Source organism: Microbacterium sp. NPDC056052, assembly GCF_042266785.1.
GTDB lineage: Bacteria > Actinomycetota > Actinomycetes > Actinomycetales > Microbacteriaceae > Microbacterium.
Map to the genome: position 1 here is coordinate 507,848 of NZ_JBHJWV010000001.1, position 13,158 is coordinate 521,005.

Annotated in this window: 17 protein-coding genes; 9 read left to right on the forward strand and 8 right to left on the reverse strand. The window is 69.1% G+C overall.

Annotation, left to right across the window (positions count from 1 at the left end; genetic code table 11):
* Positions 1–122: 122 nt before the first annotated feature.
* Positions 123–857 (forward strand): DUF998 domain-containing protein, encoded by a 735-nt coding sequence (locus ACFC1J_RS02495; protein ID WP_375902161.1) that lies wholly within the window; start codon positions 123–125, stop codon positions 855–857.
* A gap of 139 nt (positions 858–996) precedes the next feature.
* Here ACFC1J_RS02495 and proS read toward each other — a convergent pair whose 3' ends face one another.
* Positions 997–2,415: a proline--tRNA ligase gene (gene proS / locus ACFC1J_RS02500; RefSeq protein WP_375902162.1), complete on the reverse strand. Its 1,419-nt coding sequence runs from the start codon at positions 2,413–2,415 to the stop codon at positions 997–999.
* 111 nt (positions 2,416–2,526) lie between these two features.
* On the opposite strand from proS, the gene ACFC1J_RS02505 reads away from it, so the two are divergent.
* Complete coding sequence (locus tag ACFC1J_RS02505; protein WP_375902163.1) at positions 2,527–2,760, forward strand: histidine ammonia-lyase; 234 nt, start codon at positions 2,527–2,529, stop codon at positions 2,758–2,760.
* A 216-nt stretch (positions 2,761–2,976) separates the two neighbouring features.
* Here ACFC1J_RS02505 and ACFC1J_RS02510 read toward each other — a convergent pair whose 3' ends face one another.
* The 6 genes from ACFC1J_RS02510 to ACFC1J_RS02535 all read right to left on the reverse strand — a co-directional run bounded on the left by ACFC1J_RS02510 (position 2,977) and on the right by ACFC1J_RS02535 (position 6,506).
* Entirely contained in the window at positions 2,977–3,576 is a 600-nt protein-coding gene (locus tag ACFC1J_RS02510; protein WP_375902165.1) for a class I SAM-dependent methyltransferase, read from the reverse strand.
* Positions 3,577–3,601: 25 nt separating this feature from the next.
* Entirely contained in the window at positions 3,602–3,868 is a 267-nt protein-coding gene (locus tag ACFC1J_RS02515; protein ID WP_375902167.1) for a hypothetical protein, read from the reverse strand.
* Positions 3,869–3,968: 100 nt separating this feature from the next.
* Positions 3,969–4,997 carry a phosphotransferase gene (locus ACFC1J_RS02520; RefSeq protein ID WP_375902168.1) on the reverse strand — a complete coding sequence of 343 codons (1,029 nt, stop codon included), beginning with the start codon at positions 4,995–4,997 and terminating at the stop codon, positions 3,969–3,971.
* A 26-nt stretch (positions 4,998–5,023) separates the two neighbouring features.
* Positions 5,024–5,227, reverse strand: a complete 204-nt coding sequence (locus tag ACFC1J_RS02525; RefSeq protein WP_292722100.1) for a cold-shock protein — start codon at positions 5,225–5,227, stop codon at positions 5,024–5,026.
* Between the two features lie 377 nt (positions 5,228–5,604).
* Positions 5,605–5,964 carry an MmcQ/YjbR family DNA-binding protein gene (locus ACFC1J_RS02530; protein ID WP_375902171.1) on the reverse strand — a complete coding sequence of 120 codons (360 nt, stop codon included), beginning with the start codon at positions 5,962–5,964 and terminating at the stop codon, positions 5,605–5,607.
* Between the two features lie 2 nt (positions 5,965–5,966).
* Positions 5,967–6,506 (reverse strand): GNAT family N-acetyltransferase, encoded by a 540-nt coding sequence (locus ACFC1J_RS02535; RefSeq protein ID WP_375902173.1) that lies wholly within the window; start codon positions 6,504–6,506, stop codon positions 5,967–5,969.
* A gap of 65 nt (positions 6,507–6,571) precedes the next feature.
* Here ACFC1J_RS02535 and ACFC1J_RS02540 point away from each other — a divergent pair, with 65 nt between their 5' ends.
* Both ACFC1J_RS02540 and ACFC1J_RS02545 read left to right on the forward strand, forming a co-directional pair.
* Entirely contained in the window at positions 6,572–7,354 is a 783-nt protein-coding gene (locus ACFC1J_RS02540) for a class I SAM-dependent methyltransferase (protein WP_375902175.1), read from the forward strand.
* Positions 7,355–7,384: 30 nt separating this feature from the next.
* The gene (locus ACFC1J_RS02545) at positions 7,385–8,014 is read left to right on the forward strand and encodes a hypothetical protein (RefSeq protein WP_375902177.1); all 630 of its coding nucleotides are present in this window, start codon (positions 7,385–7,387) and stop codon (positions 8,012–8,014) included.
* Between the two features lie 21 nt (positions 8,015–8,035).
* Here the strand turns inward: ACFC1J_RS02545 and ACFC1J_RS02550 are convergent, their stop codons facing one another.
* Complete coding sequence (locus tag ACFC1J_RS02550) at positions 8,036–8,779, reverse strand: formylglycine-generating enzyme family protein (protein WP_375902179.1); 744 nt, start codon at positions 8,777–8,779, stop codon at positions 8,036–8,038.
* Positions 8,780–8,820: 41 nt separating this feature from the next.
* Between ACFC1J_RS02550 and ACFC1J_RS02555 the strand changes: the two genes are divergently transcribed.
* Genes ACFC1J_RS02555 through ACFC1J_RS02575 form a run of 5 tightly spaced genes read left to right on the forward strand, consistent with a single transcriptional unit; the run spans position 8,821 to position 13,141 of the window.
* The gene (locus ACFC1J_RS02555) at positions 8,821–9,330 is read left to right on the forward strand and encodes a DUF2127 domain-containing protein (protein ID WP_375902181.1); all 510 of its coding nucleotides are present in this window, start codon (positions 8,821–8,823) and stop codon (positions 9,328–9,330) included.
* A gap of 10 nt (positions 9,331–9,340) precedes the next feature.
* Positions 9,341–9,913, forward strand: coding sequence for a dihydrofolate reductase family protein (locus tag ACFC1J_RS02560; protein WP_375902183.1), 573 nt, complete (start codon positions 9,341–9,343; stop codon positions 9,911–9,913).
* A 54-nt stretch (positions 9,914–9,967) separates the two neighbouring features.
* On the forward strand, positions 9,968–11,407 hold the full coding sequence (locus ACFC1J_RS02565) for an adenosylhomocysteinase (protein WP_375902185.1): 1,440 nt from the start codon (positions 9,968–9,970) through the stop codon (positions 11,405–11,407).
* Positions 11,404–12,687 (forward strand): amidohydrolase family protein, encoded by a 1,284-nt coding sequence (locus ACFC1J_RS02570; RefSeq protein WP_375902186.1) that lies wholly within the window; start codon positions 11,404–11,406, stop codon positions 12,685–12,687. The genes ACFC1J_RS02565 and ACFC1J_RS02570 overlap by 4 nt, the downstream gene beginning before the upstream one ends.
* Before the next feature lie 22 nt (positions 12,688–12,709).
* Positions 12,710–13,141: a cupin domain-containing protein gene (locus tag ACFC1J_RS02575; RefSeq protein WP_375902188.1), complete on the forward strand. Its 432-nt coding sequence runs from the start codon at positions 12,710–12,712 to the stop codon at positions 13,139–13,141.
* The last annotated feature ends 17 nt before the right edge of the window (positions 13,142–13,158 follow it).

A 13,158-nucleotide genomic window follows, 5' to 3' on the forward strand; every position in this document is an offset into this window, starting at 1 on the left:
ATCCGTTCACAGCGTCCGCGCCTCGTTTCGGATCACACGGCCTCTGCCGCGCCTTCACCCCGCAGTGGCGGCATAGTCTCTAAGACGATGCCACCCCGAGAAGAAGAAGGGCGTTGAACCGAATGGTGCATGCAGAGGTGATAGCTCAGCCGGGCCGGTCCAGACTGCTCGTCACGGTGGGCCTGCTGTGGGTCCTCGGACCAGCGTGGTACATCCTCTGCGAAGCCATCGCAGCGGCTGCGTTTCAGGGTTACAACTATGCGACGTTCTACATCAGCGACCTCGGCGTACCGAGTTTCGGCGACTTCGAAGGGCGTGCGCTCGCATCTCAGCTCCCCCAGGTGATGAATGCGGGCTTCATCGGATCGGGCCTCCTGTTCCTCCTGGGCGTGGTCCTGCTTTTCCCTTTCCTGCGGCCCGGTGCGTCCGGAGTCCTTCTGCTGGGTTTCGGTGTCCTGCACGCGGCGGGCATCACGTTCGTCGGCCTGGTGCCCGGATCCCCCGAGAACGCGGAGAACGGGCTCATGCTCGTCCATGTCCTCGGCGCGTTCGGCGCGATCGCGGGCGGCAACCTCGCCGCCATCAGCTCGGCACGGGGCCTTCGAGGAATCGTGATGCCACGAGTCTCACGGCGACTCGGGATCATCCTCGGTGTGCTCGGGCTGGTCAGCGCGCTGCTGCTCACGCTGCACTGGCTGCTGCCCGACGGCGTGTGGGAACGCGGATCCGTCTACACCTTCATGCTCTGGCAGTTCGCGAGCGGCATCGCGCTCCTCCGAACGTCGACCTCCCGTGCGCCGCATCCGCCGGTCGGCGACCGCGTGGTCCCCGCTCTGATGGCAGACCAGGACCGCTGATGCGACGCACGCTGCCGGATCTGCTCTCCCCCACGGCCGACGATCAGCAGCGAGTGCGCCCCGTGCGTAAACGCCGGCGCAGCACGCGCGGTCCTCGTGATCGGGGCAGGAAGGGCCGATCCGGGTTCATGGGAGCTCGTCAGTACGAACGCGCGACGATCGCGACGAGATCCTGCTCGGGGTCCAGCGGGTCGGGCATCTGTCCGTCGCGCGTCTGCAGGCAGCGCACGGTGAGGGCATCCCTGTTGAGCTCCTTCTCGCCGGCCTCGCCGAGCACGGCCCAATCGATCACCGCGAACCCGGTCTTGGCGGCTTCGCGCGCCTCATCGATCGTCGAGACGTGCGTCGTGCGCGCGGCGAGGCGCTTGCGGGCGTTCGCGAGCATATCGTCCTGCATCTGATCCAGAAGCGCCGGGATCGTCGATGCGAGGTCCGCCAGCGACAACGTGGACTTGCCCTCCGCGTCGCGGCGCGCGTACGTGACCTGTGCCGCGTCCAGATCGCGGGGACCGACCTCGACGCGAAGGGGCACGCCCTTGAGCTCCCACTCGGTGGCTCGTCGACCGAAGCCAGGAGTGATGCGCGCGTCGAGCCTCGCGCGTACCCCGGCCGTCGCGAGGTCGGCGACGATCCGCTTCGCCGCGTCGAGCGTGCGATCATCGTCCTTCACGGCGATCACGACCACCTGATGCGGGGCGATACGCGGCGGGATGCGCAGCCCGGAATCATCGCCGTGCGACATGAAGAGGCCGCCCATCATGCGCGTCGACGAGCCCCACGAGGTGGTCCACGTGGTCTGCACGGTGCCGCTGGAGTCGGTGTAGGTGATGTCGAAGGCGGTGGAGAAGTTCTGGCCGAGCTCGTGGCTCGTCGCCATCTGCAGAGCCTTGCCATCACCCATCATCGCCTCGCACGTCATCGTGTTGATCGCACCCGCGAATCGTTCGGACGGGCTCTTGAACCCCGGCAGCACCGGGATCGCGAGCACGTTCTCCAGGAAGTCCTTGTAGACGTCGAGGTGAATGCGCGTGGCGTACGCGGCGGCATCCTCGCGTGTGGCGTGAGCGGTATGCCCTTCCTGCCACAGGAACTCACTGGTGCGCAGGAACAGCCGCGGACGCATCTCCCACCGCACCACGTTCGCCCACTGGTTCAGCAGCATCGGCAGGTCGCGGTGCGACTGGATCCACTTCGCCATCAGCTCGCCGAAGACGGTCTCGGACGTCGGACGCACCACCACGGGCTCGGTGAGCTCCTTGCCGCCGGCATGCGTGACCACGGCGAGTTCGGGACTGAAGCCCTCGACGTGATCGGCCTCCCGCTCGAGGTACGACTGCGGGATGAACAGCGGCAAGTACACGTTCTCGGCGCCGGTCGCCTTGATGCGGGCATCCACCTCGGACTGCATCCGCTCCCACATCGCGTACGCATACGGTCGGATGACCATCGTGCCGCGCACGGGGCCGTTGTCCGCGAGCTCGGCCTTCTCGAGCACGTCCTGGTACCACCGGGGGAAGTCGGTATCGACCGATGCGAGGACCTTCTGTCGTTCTGCCACGAGGCCAGGGTATTGCTCCCGGCGCCACATCGCGGGACCCGCGTCGCGTACGCTGAGGGCAGTCTCGGCACCTGGGCCGCGACGGTCGGTCGCGACGCAAGGAGGAGCACGATGGGCGTCGTATTCCCGGACGGGTCCGTCTCGGTCACGACCGCGGACGGTGACATCGTCATCCTGCGGATCTGCGATCTGTGCGGTGCGGCCGTCGTCGAAGCAGAGGGCACCGATCTCGCCTTCCACAAGCGCTGGCACCGGGTCACCGGTTCCGGCAACTGGGTCGACCCCGCGACCGGCCTCCTCCACGGACCCGGGAATCCGCTTGTCCCGGGCGGGTCGTCCGTCTGACCCCTCCTCCCCGCGCCCCTGCTGACGCGCGGGCGTCCTGATGCTGAGGCGAGAGGGACGAGGTTGACGCTGCCAGCAAGCCACCTCCGATGCCGCGCAGCCTGGAGAGCCGCTGCCACCCGCCGCGCAAGGCGTCTGCGGGATATCGGTCGCCGCAGATGCCACGTTCGACGAACTCACGCGGGCGGCGGCGGTGTTGGGATCGCGACGCTCGGGTCACCGAGGCCTGTGCCAGGTGAGGGCATACCGCCACAGGGCGAGTCGCTTCCACTGAACACCGGGCAGTTCCTCGGTCGCGGCGGCGCGGACCTCGGAATACGAGTGCGGCGGCGGCCACACGGTAGGGGCCGAGTGCTCCCAATATGTCCGCGTCCGCGAGAACCACTGGTGCTGGACGACGCCGAACGCGTCGTGCGCGTGATCCCCGACGCTCGTGGAGCGTGCGAGCCCCACGACGACGAGGACGCCACCGGGCGAGGTGAGAGCACCCAGCCTTCGCAGCGCCCCACGCATGTCTCCGAGATGATGGAGCGTCGCGATCGAGGCGACGACATCGAACCTCCGACCGAAGTCGCGAGTCATCACGTCGTCATGAATCCAGACGATGCCAGGGTGCTCGGCCTCCGCGCGGGCCAGCACGCCCTGGTCGACATCGATGCCGGTGACGTCTGACACCAACGCCCGCAGCTCCCCTGCCAACATGCCATCGCCGGTGCCGACATCGAGTGCCGATGTCGCACCCGTGGGGACCGCGTCCGTGACGAGACGATGGAAGTGGATGTTGTGGTTCCACCGCTGTTCGCGATCGCGGCTCAACCGAACACGCTCAGATCCCGGACGCTCACGGCGCACCGTTGTGATGACGAGGCGCGGCGTCCCCTGTCCACGGCGGTGCGCCCTCGATGGTGCCGCGGCCCTCTCTCCGCGCAGCGAGCACCGAAGAGAAGCCCACCAGGGCGATGACGGCTGCGCCGGACACGACACCGATCCAGACGTTCTGGATCAGCAGCCCGAGCGCGACCCCCGCGACGGCTCCGATCACGACCGCCGTGGCCCAGATGGCTACGACGTATCGCCGGGTGGGCCGAGGGATCGGAGTCTCGCTCATGACTGAAGGATACGGACTCGCCCGCCAAAGCACCCGCGCGGACAGCATTCTTCGCCGGGAGTACCGGACGGGATCCAGATCGTGGCCACGCCCTGACGGATCAGCGCAGACGGACACCGACTTCCGAGGCGACGGTGGTGACCATCGCGATGAGCTTCGCCGTGCGTCCCGGCATCGTCTGACGATAGTTCTCGATCGTGAGCAGACCGGGACCGACGAACGCCCATGCACGGGCTCTGGCCCAGGTGGCATCATCGGCTGCGGCAGCCACGCGCAGCAGATCGCGCGAGGGGCCGTCGAACAGGCTCCACGCGTAGAGCAGGTCGACGGAGCGATCACCCACCCCCAGGCCGCCCCAGTCGATCACCCCGGCCAAGCTCCCGTCGGACCGGGCAAGCAGGTTCTCGGCGGACAGGTCGGTATGGATCCAGCAGGGCGGTGTGCTCGCGGGCGGGACGTCGCGAAGGAGCCGCCAGGCTCGACGGACCGCTTCAGGATCGAACAGGTCGGAGAGCTGCGTCGCCGCGTAGTCCGCCCACTCGTCGATCGCGTCCGTGACGGGCTCGCCGGCACGGTATCCCCAGCGCTCTGAGCCGGCCGGGATCCCTGAAGCGTCCACGTCATGCAGACTCTGCAGGAAATGACCGAGCGCCGATGCCAGTTCGGCCTGCTGGCCGCTGTCGAGGTCGGCCGGCGGATCTCCCGGCAACCATGAGACCACCGTCCACGGTCGGGGGAACGCCTCCGAGGCGTCACCGACGAACTCCACTTGAGGAACCGGAACGGGCACCGCGGGCGCGAGTCGCGGGAGCCAACGCACCTCTTTGAGAAGGTCATCGGCATAGCCCTCGGAACGGGGCAGCCGAACAGCCTGCTCGTCGCCGAGGCGGAACACCCAGTTGCTGCTCCCGGACGCCGCGCTGGGGCGGAGCGTCTGGCCGGCGAGATGCGGCGCCTGTTCCCGGAGAAGCCGGGCGACCAGCGCCGAGTCCGGGGAGTCTTCCCGCGCGTCGGCGGATTCCTGAGTCACCGTCCCCATGATAGGTCTGCCGAGCAGCTCGTCACCCGGGCGGGCGCCGCACGGAACGACGCTCCGCGCAACGAAAAGCGGACGTCCCGGCATGTGCATGCCGTGACGCCCGCTTTCGTGAGAACTCAGATGACCTGGATGTTCGCAGCCTGCATGCCCTTGGGGCCGCGCTCGGAGTCGAACGAGACCTTCTGGTTCTCCTCGAGGTTGCGGTAACCGTCACCCGTGATCGCGCTGAAGTGCGCGAAGACGTCGGCGGTGCCGTCGTCGGGCGCGATGAATCCGAAGCCCTTTTCGGTGTTGAACCATTTGACGATGCCAGTGGCCATGTCGTCATTCCTTCTTGTCTGGGACCCGTTGAACGGTCCGCGAATCCGCGACGATGCCGTCGGGAAGAATGGGGTCGCGCCCTGCAGGCGCTCGGTCTGGCCGTCGATCCGACGTGCGGAGAGGGGTCCACATGATCCCCGAGGCCGACACGGGCCGCGGGAGAGATACGGGAACAGCAGGAGAGATCAGAAAACCAACCGGTGAGGAGCGCATCATGATGGCTGACGCAACCAGAGTCACTGAACTGAATACCCGCTCGGCCGATGACCGAGCCCAGAAGCTGGTCCGGAGCAGGACTCCGGCAGAAACCACAACTTCAACAACCTGAGGTCGAGCATATCCTCTTCTCACCTGAGTGAAGGCCCAGAGACCCGAATCAGGCCGGCCCGTCCGGATGCGCCAGGTCGTAGGCGCGGGACAGCTTCTGCGGGACGACCATGCGCCACGCGTCCACGACGAACTCCCGCGCCTCCCCCGGATCCAGGGCCGCGAGGTCGCAGCGCACCCAGTGGAAGCGCATGTCGGACGGCGACGGCAGCTGGAACTTCTCGGGCTGCCCTCCGACGAGTCCTTCGCGCAGCTCCTTCGGGAAACCGAACTCCATGATGCGCTCATCAGCCGAGAACGCCACGTACACGATCTGCCCCACGCGGAACTTCAGACGGCCTCGGACGTAGACCTCATAGGAGCGTTCGAGCGAGGATCCGAGGGCCCTCACGTCGTCGATCGTCGCCATGCTCAGTCCCTGGGTTCCCGCACGGTGAGCAGAGAGCGCCCGTATGCGCTCTCCTTGACGACCGTCCCGGTGTCCACGAAGCCGAGCTTCTCCAGCGCGCGCCGTGACGCCAGGTTCCAGTCCCACACACTCGCCCACAACCGCGGGAATCCTGCTTCCCGCGCCCACGCGATGACGGCATGGCCGGCTTCGGTCGCGTAGCCACGATTGTGCACAGCACTCAGCAGTTCGAACGCCAGCTCGGGCCGTTCGCCGCCGCCGTCGCCGTCGCCGTCGAAGACCAGCCCGCAGTATCCGATCACCGCTTCGCTCTCGCGGAGCACGACCGTGAGCAGTCCGGGAGGGGTACGAGAGCTCTCCCGGCGGATGCCGTCGGCGATCTCCGCCACCGTCGGATGCCCCTCTGCGTCGATCCGACGGTGCGGAGGCACGCGCGCGTCACGTTCGGTCCACAGGCGTCGGAACACCCCCGCATCCTGCACCCGCTGCGGCCTCAGAAGCAGGCGCTCGGTCGTGAGCGTCGCGCGCGATTCCTCGGGCATGACCTCATCATCCCACTGCGGCTCGGTCGGATGCCGGCGTGCGGGTCCATGTCAGGATCGAAGGCATGACGGACCGATCACGGACTCAGGACGGCAGCGCCGGCGATGCCGACTACGGCGTCATCGGCACGACCTACAGTGACTTCCGCAAGCCGGATCCGAGGATCGCATCCATCGTGCGGAAAGCGCTCGGCGACGCCCGCACGGTGCTCAACGTCGGCGCGGGCGCGGGCAGCTACGAGCCGGTCGATCGGGACGTGACGGCCGTCGAACCCTCGGCGAGCATGCGCGGGCAGCGGCCGTCGCATCTCGTCCCGGCGATCGACGCCGTGGCGGAATCGCTGCCGTTCCCCGATGCGACGTTCGACGCCGCAATGACGACGTTCTCCGTGCATCAGTGGAGCGACCTCACCGCCGGACTCGCGGAAGTCCGCCGTGTCACGCGCGGGCCCGTCGCGATTCTGACGTGCGACCCGGATCTGCTGGACCGGTTCTGGCTCGCCGAGTACGCCCCGGACGTGATCGAGACCGAGCGCCGCCGCTATCCGGCGATCGCCCGGCTCGCTTCCGCCGTCGGCGGCACCGTCACCGTCGAGTCGGTCCCGATCCCCCTCGATTGCGTCGACGGCTTCAACGAGGCCTACTACGGCAGGCCCGAGGCGCTGCTCGACGCGGGAGCGCGCGCCGCCTGCTCGGCCTGGAGCTTCGTGGATCCGGAGCAGGCGACGGAGTACGCCGATCGGCTGCGGAACGCGCTCGATTCCGGCGAATGGGATCACCGGCATGGCGCCCTCCGCCATCAGGCGACGTTCGAGGGCTCGCTCGTGCTGGTGCGCGCTCTGCCCTGACTTTCCCGCGGAGACGGTGCGGCCGGGACCATGCCACCGATGGCATGCGCTTCGTGCCACGATGACGATATGCGCAGGTCGAGGACGACCCGGATCGTCGGGATGCTGCTGGCTGGTGCGTGCGGATCGCTGCTGACGGGCTGCGCCGCGTGGTCGCCACATTCGGATGCCGAGCGCAGCGCCCGGCAGGGACTCGTTCAGTTGATCGAGGAGTCCCAAGACCACATCTGGCCGTTCCGGGTGGCGTTGTCTCACGATCCGGAAGCAGCATTGCCGAACATCTACGGGCTCACAGATATCCGTCGCACGAGCGCAGAGGGCTCCTGGTGGCTCACAGACCTCCGCCAGGACGCTGCCGGCACAGCCATGACCCTGACGACGTCCGCAGGCGGAGAGTCCGGTGGCGGATTGTTCTACGCACAGGTCTCGCTGCGCACGTGCTGGACGCTCGTGGTCGACCCGAACGGCTCCCGGATCGACACCATCTCCGCGGACTGCGACGAGCGCCCCGCCACGGGCCTGCTGCCCGAAGCCCCGGCCGCGGCGACGGTCGTGCCGCTCGATGATCTGACGGTGCGGCGCCACGTCGACGCGACCGACTATCCTGCTGTCCCCTGCCAGTGCTCGAGCGGTGAACTCTGCGAGTGTCCGGGCGGCTGAGCGCTCCCGCGGAGAGCGTCCTCAGCGTCGGGGCGTCCAGCCCGTCGGCAGCGGACCGGCGAGCAGCGCTCGCTCCTCGTCGGCGGCGAGCGACCATCCCTGCGCGGCGTCGGCGCGGTCGAAACCACCGCGTGCGACGCGGAAACCGAGATCGTCCTGCGCCGTACGGGGGTCTCCTCCGCGGCGTACGGACGCACGGACGCTCCACGCGTCATCCGCGAACCCGCCGCCGCGGAACACGCGATACTCGCCGTAGCGCGCCGGATCCAGCAGATCCCAACACCACTCCCAGACGTTGCCGAGCGTGTCGAACAGCCCGTTCAGATTGGGCATCCTCTCTCCCACGCGCTGCGGATGGCGCAGACCGTCCGCCACCGTCCACGCGACGTCCTGAAGAGGTCCGTAGTGCGGCGTGGTCGATCCGGCACGGCACGCGTACTCCCACTCGGCCTCGGTCGGAAGACGAAAGCCGTCTGCGGAGACGTCCCAGCGGACCTCCGCGCCTTCGAACCGATATACCGGATCCAGCCCCTCCCATTCGGAGGCGGCGTTGCAGAAGCGGATCGCCCGCTGCCAGGACACGTCGACGGCAGGGCGGTCCGGGTGCTCGGCGGCGATCCCGAGCAGTTCGGAGACCTGCTCCTCGGTCACGGCGAACACACCGATCTCGAACGGCTCCAGGTCCACGCGCCAACGGCGCTTGCTCCGCGCGTCATGCAGGGCGACGGAACCGGCCGGGAGGGCGCGCATCTCGATGTCACTCATCTCAGGGCAGTCTAAAAGCAGGCGAACCTACGATCGCGTCTATGTCGGCCGCCGCCTCCCACCGCACCCTGGACCGGGTGTTCGCCGTGAGCATCGTGCTCAAGGGCCTGGACGGCGTGGCCGAGCTGATCGGCGGACTCGCCCTGCTCCTCCTCTCCCCTGCGGCGCTGCGCGAAGCCCTCGGCGACATCATGTCCTTCGTGCTCGTGGGCCACGAGCACTCCCCGGTCTTCCACTGGGCGATGCACCTCGGCGATTCCTGGGGCACCAGGACGACGCTCTTCGCAGCCGCCTACCTGCTGCTGCACGGGATCATCAAGGTGGTGCTCGCCTGGGCGCTGCTGCGACAGCAGCTCTGGGCGTATCCGTGGATGCTCGCCGCACTGGGGGTCTTCATCGTCCTGCAGTGCTACGAGCTGCTCGTCCACTTCAGCTGGTGGATGCTCGCGCTCACCCTCTTCGACGTGTTCATCGTCTTCCTCACGACACGGGAGTGGCAGCTGCATCGGCGGCGCCGGGAGGCCGCTGCCGATGTCGGAGCCCTCGGATAACGTCGCCGGCATGACGCGCGCCATCTTCTACACCGCCTCCACCCTCAACGGCTTCCTCGCCGATGACGCCGACTCGCTGTCCTGGTTGCTCTCGATCCCTCAGGATGCCGCGACCGCCGACATCGCCGCGTTCACGGAGAAGATCGGCGTCCTCGTCGAGGGCTCGACGACCTATGAGTGGGTCTTGCGGGAGGAGGGATTGCTCGACCATCCGGAGCGCTGGCAGCAGTTCTACGGCGACCGAGCGACCTACGTCTTCACCTCGCGAGAGCTCCCCCGGGTTCCCGGCGCCGACATCCGGTTCGTGCGCGGCCCCGTCCGCGATCACTGGGACGAGATCGCCGCCGCGGCCGGTGCCCGCGATGTGTGGATCGTCGGAGGCGGAGATCTCGCCGGGCAGTTTGCCGACGAAGGGCTGTTGGACGAGATCGTCGTGACCTTCGCCCCTGCCACGCTCCGCTCGGGCAGGCCGCTGCTGCCGCGCGACCTCGACCATTCCCGGCTCGAGCTCACCGGAGTGCGCCAGGCGGGGCCCTTTGCCGAGCTCACCTATCGCCTGATGCGCCCTGCCGCAGACGCGTGACGGCGCGACGTCGCACGGCGGAGAGCCCGACAGCGGAACGTCTACGCTGATCAGGTGCCCGACGCCCTCCTGATCGCCGAACGACTCGTGCGCCGGTTCGCCCGTGACACCAACCTGTTGGTGGCCGGCCGCACCATCGACGTCATCGGGACGGACGACGTGGCCGACGAGCTGCGCGCGCTCCTCCCCCGGTTGGGAGCCCGGATCGGCGAGGGCGCTGTCGTGTTCGCGCCGGGGGCCGCGGCGGAGATCCTGCTCGACGGCGCTCCGCTGCCACAGCGCGTGAGTGCCGACCAACGCATCGACTTCGCGGGGTCGCACATGCCCGTCTCCCGAGGGATCGCCGAGTCGTTGCACGTCGCGGGCACGGTGCGCGGGATCCGGATCGGCATCGCGATGGTGCTCGAGCCGAAGACCGCGCAGCTCGCTCTCCAGTTGCGTGACGCCGGTGCGGACGTCGCGGTGTACGCCCACCCCGATGAGATCGATCCCGAGGTGGCCGCCGCGTTGCGCGCCAGAGGGATCCCGGTCGACGGGGACCCCGCGCTGTCGGGCTCGGCCGAACGCGAGGCCGCGATCGGCTTCCTGCGTCGTGGTCATGACCTGCTGCTGGACGACGGTGCGCACCTGATCCGACTCGCCCATGAGGAGGGTCTTCTCGCCGGCCTCAGAGGGGCCGCGGAGGAGACCACGAGCGGCCTCACCCCCCTGCGGCGGATGGCGGCGGAGGGCGTGCTGCGGATCCCCGTGATCGCCGTGAACGACGCCCCGATGAAGACCGCTTTCGACAACCGCTACGGGACCGGCCAGTCCTGCGTCTTCGCCGTCGCGGACGTGCTCGACGCGGCGGGACTGTCCCTGCGCGACCAGCCGGCGGTGGTCGTCGGATACGGCCCCGTCGGCGAAGGGCTCGCCGCGCACCTGCGCGCCCTCGGCGCGACGGTCAGCGTCACGGAGACCGATCCGGTACGAGCGCTCCGCGCGGCGCATGACGGCTACGAGACCGGACGCCTGCGCACCCTGGCGCCCGGTGCTCTGGTCGTCTCGGCCACGGGCGCCCCGCACACCATCGATGCCGAGACCCTGCGCGCGGCGCGGGTCGTGGCGGTCGCCGGTGGCGTGCCAGGAGAAGTCGACATCGACATCGCCGGGCTGCACCCCGTCGAGCTCTCCGGCGCCGCGCTCCCTCACCTCGAACGCGCGGGCGACGGCGCGCTCCTGATGGCACGGGGCGGGTGCGTCAATCTCGCGGCGGCGGAAGGCAATCCGATCGAGATCATGGACCTCTCCTTCGCGGTGCAACTGTCCGCCGTGGCGCAGCTGCTCGGCACGCCCCTGCCGGCGGGCGTGCACCCCTTCCCCGCGGAGGCTGACGAGGCGGTGGCGCGGGCCGCGCTGGTCGCACGCGACGAGTCTCTCGACGTCCGCAGCGACGCGCAGCTCCGTGCGCAGGACGACTGGCGCTCGCCCCGGTACCGGGAGGCGACGGCATGAGCGGCGTGACCCTGTATTCCGCGGGACAGGTCTTCCCCATCACCGCCCCGCCGATCACGGACGGTGCCGTCGCCGTGCAGAACGGCAGGATCCTGCACGTGGGCGAGCGCGCCTGGGTGCAGCGCTCCCTGGCCGACCGCGGCATCGCACCCGTCGAAGTGCGCTGGCCCGGCGTGCTGATCCCCGGACTCGTCAACGCGCACACCCATCTGCAGTACACCGGCATGGCGGAGGTCGGACGAGGCCGCTATCAGGGGTTCGAGGACTGGGTGACGGCGTTCGACCCCGTGTACGAGGGCGGGCGGGACTGGGCCGCGGATGCGGCGGACGGCGCCGCAGCCTTGATCCGCACCGGGACCACCGCCGCCGCCGATGTCGTGACCGACAGGTCTGCCGCGTCCGCTCTGCACGACGCCCGCCTGCACGGCATCACCTACTGGGAGGTGATGAGCTGGACCAACGCGGACTGGGCCCGCACCGGTCGCCGCCAGGTCGAGGACTCCCTGGATGCGCTTCCGACGCCGCCGGGCACCGGCTTGTCGCCGCACGCGCCGTACTCGCTCGACATCGAACCCCTCCTCGAGATCCCCGACATCGTCCGCGAGCGCGGCAGCCGGATCCACATCCACCTCGGCGAGGCGGCGTTCGAGAGCGAGTTCGCGCACGACCAGGCCCACGCCTGGCACACGGCCGGGCTCGCGAGCTTCCAGGAGCTGCGCGACGCCGGCTTCGGCACCAGCGCGACCGAGTTCGTGGACCAGCTCGGCGTGCTCGGCCCCGACTGCCACATCGCACACGGCGTCTACATGAGCGCCCGCGACCGCGCGATCCTGCGCGAGCGCCACACGAGCGTCGCGCTGTGCCCGCGTTCGAACGCGGTGATCGGACTGGAGGAACCGCCGATCGCCGCCTATCTGCGCGAGGGCAACCCGATCGCCGTCGGCACCGACTCGCTCTCGTCGAGCCCCTCGCTCGACCTGCTCGCCGATGTCGCGGAGCTCGCCCGCATCGCCCGCTCCCAGGGGTATACCGATCGCGACCTGCACGCACGGCTCCTGAATGCCGCGACCATCGGCGGTGCGCACGCCATGGGGATCGACGTCGGTGCGGATCGCACCGGCTACCTCGCCGTCGGAGCGCTCGCGGATCTCGCGTTCTTCGACGTTCCGCCCGGCGCGGATGCGGTCGTGGAACTCGTGGAAGCCGGAGCAGGGCGATCCGCCGCGACGGTGATCGCCGGCGAGGTCCGTCACGCGACCACGGCCTTCGAGACCCCCTGACCACCTGCACCGGAGGCACCTCATGACCGCACCTGTCCCCTCGACTGCCATCCGCCTCGCTCTCGAGCCGCACCCTGAGGGCGGCTGGTTCCGCCGCACCTGGACGAGCGCGACTCCGGTCGAGACCGCAGGCGGCACGCGTCCCGCCGCCACCTGCATCCACTACCTCCTCACCCCGGAGGAGTCCAGCGCCTGGCACGTCGTCTCCAGCGATGAGCTCTGGCTCTGGCACGGCCCCGGCCGCCTCGAACTCAGCCTCGGCGGATCCGACGCCGCGCCGGGAGACGTCGAGACGATCGTGCTCGGCCCGGACGACGCCGCACAGGCGCTCGTCCCCGCCGGGGTGTGGCAGGCCGCTCGTCCGCTGGATGACCGGGAGGTGCTGGTCTCCTGTTTCGTTTCGCCCGGTTTCGACTTCGCCGACTGGCGACTCGCCGATTCCTCTACGGTATGAACGGGGCACCTGCGCCT

What these genes read in the sequence shown, in the direction of transcription:
- ACFC1J_RS02555 (WP_375902181.1), top strand. Translation starts at nt 8,821, where the DNA reads ATGTCGGCCGCCGCCTCCCACCGCACCCTGGACCGGGTGTTCGCCGTG.
- ACFC1J_RS02540 (WP_375902175.1), top strand. Translation starts at nt 6,572, where the DNA reads ATGACGGACCGATCACGGACTCAGGACGGCAGCGCCGGCGATGCCGAC.
- ACFC1J_RS02530 (WP_375902171.1), bottom strand. Translation starts at nt 5,964, where the DNA reads ATGGCGACGATCGACGACGTGAGGGCCCTCGGATCCTCGCTCGAACGC.
- ACFC1J_RS02560 (WP_375902183.1), top strand. Translation starts at nt 9,341, where the DNA reads ATGACGCGCGCCATCTTCTACACCGCCTCCACCCTCAACGGCTTCCTC.
- ACFC1J_RS02515 (WP_375902167.1), bottom strand. Translation starts at nt 3,868, where the DNA reads ATGAGCGAGACTCCGATCCCTCGGCCCACCCGGCGATACGTCGTAGCC.
- ACFC1J_RS02535 (WP_375902173.1), bottom strand. Translation starts at nt 6,506, where the DNA reads ATGCCCGAGGAATCGCGCGCGACGCTCACGACCGAGCGCCTGCTTCTG.
- ACFC1J_RS02545 (WP_375902177.1), top strand. Translation starts at nt 7,385, where the DNA reads ATGCCACCGATGGCATGCGCTTCGTGCCACGATGACGATATGCGCAGG.
- ACFC1J_RS02495 (WP_375902161.1), top strand. Translation starts at nt 123, where the DNA reads ATGGTGCATGCAGAGGTGATAGCTCAGCCGGGCCGGTCCAGACTGCTC.
- ACFC1J_RS02525 (WP_292722100.1), bottom strand. Translation starts at nt 5,227, where the DNA reads ATGGCCACTGGCATCGTCAAATGGTTCAACACCGAAAAGGGCTTCGGA.
- ACFC1J_RS02520 (WP_375902168.1), bottom strand. Translation starts at nt 4,997, where the DNA reads ATGCACATGCCGGGACGTCCGCTTTTCGTTGCGCGGAGCGTCGTTCCG.
- ACFC1J_RS02505 (WP_375902163.1), top strand. Translation starts at nt 2,527, where the DNA reads ATGGGCGTCGTATTCCCGGACGGGTCCGTCTCGGTCACGACCGCGGAC.
- ACFC1J_RS02570 (WP_375902186.1), top strand. Translation starts at nt 11,404, where the DNA reads ATGAGCGGCGTGACCCTGTATTCCGCGGGACAGGTCTTCCCCATCACC.
- ACFC1J_RS02575 (WP_375902188.1), top strand. Translation starts at nt 12,710, where the DNA reads ATGACCGCACCTGTCCCCTCGACTGCCATCCGCCTCGCTCTCGAGCCG.
- ACFC1J_RS02550 (WP_375902179.1), bottom strand. Translation starts at nt 8,779, where the DNA reads ATGAGTGACATCGAGATGCGCGCCCTCCCGGCCGGTTCCGTCGCCCTG.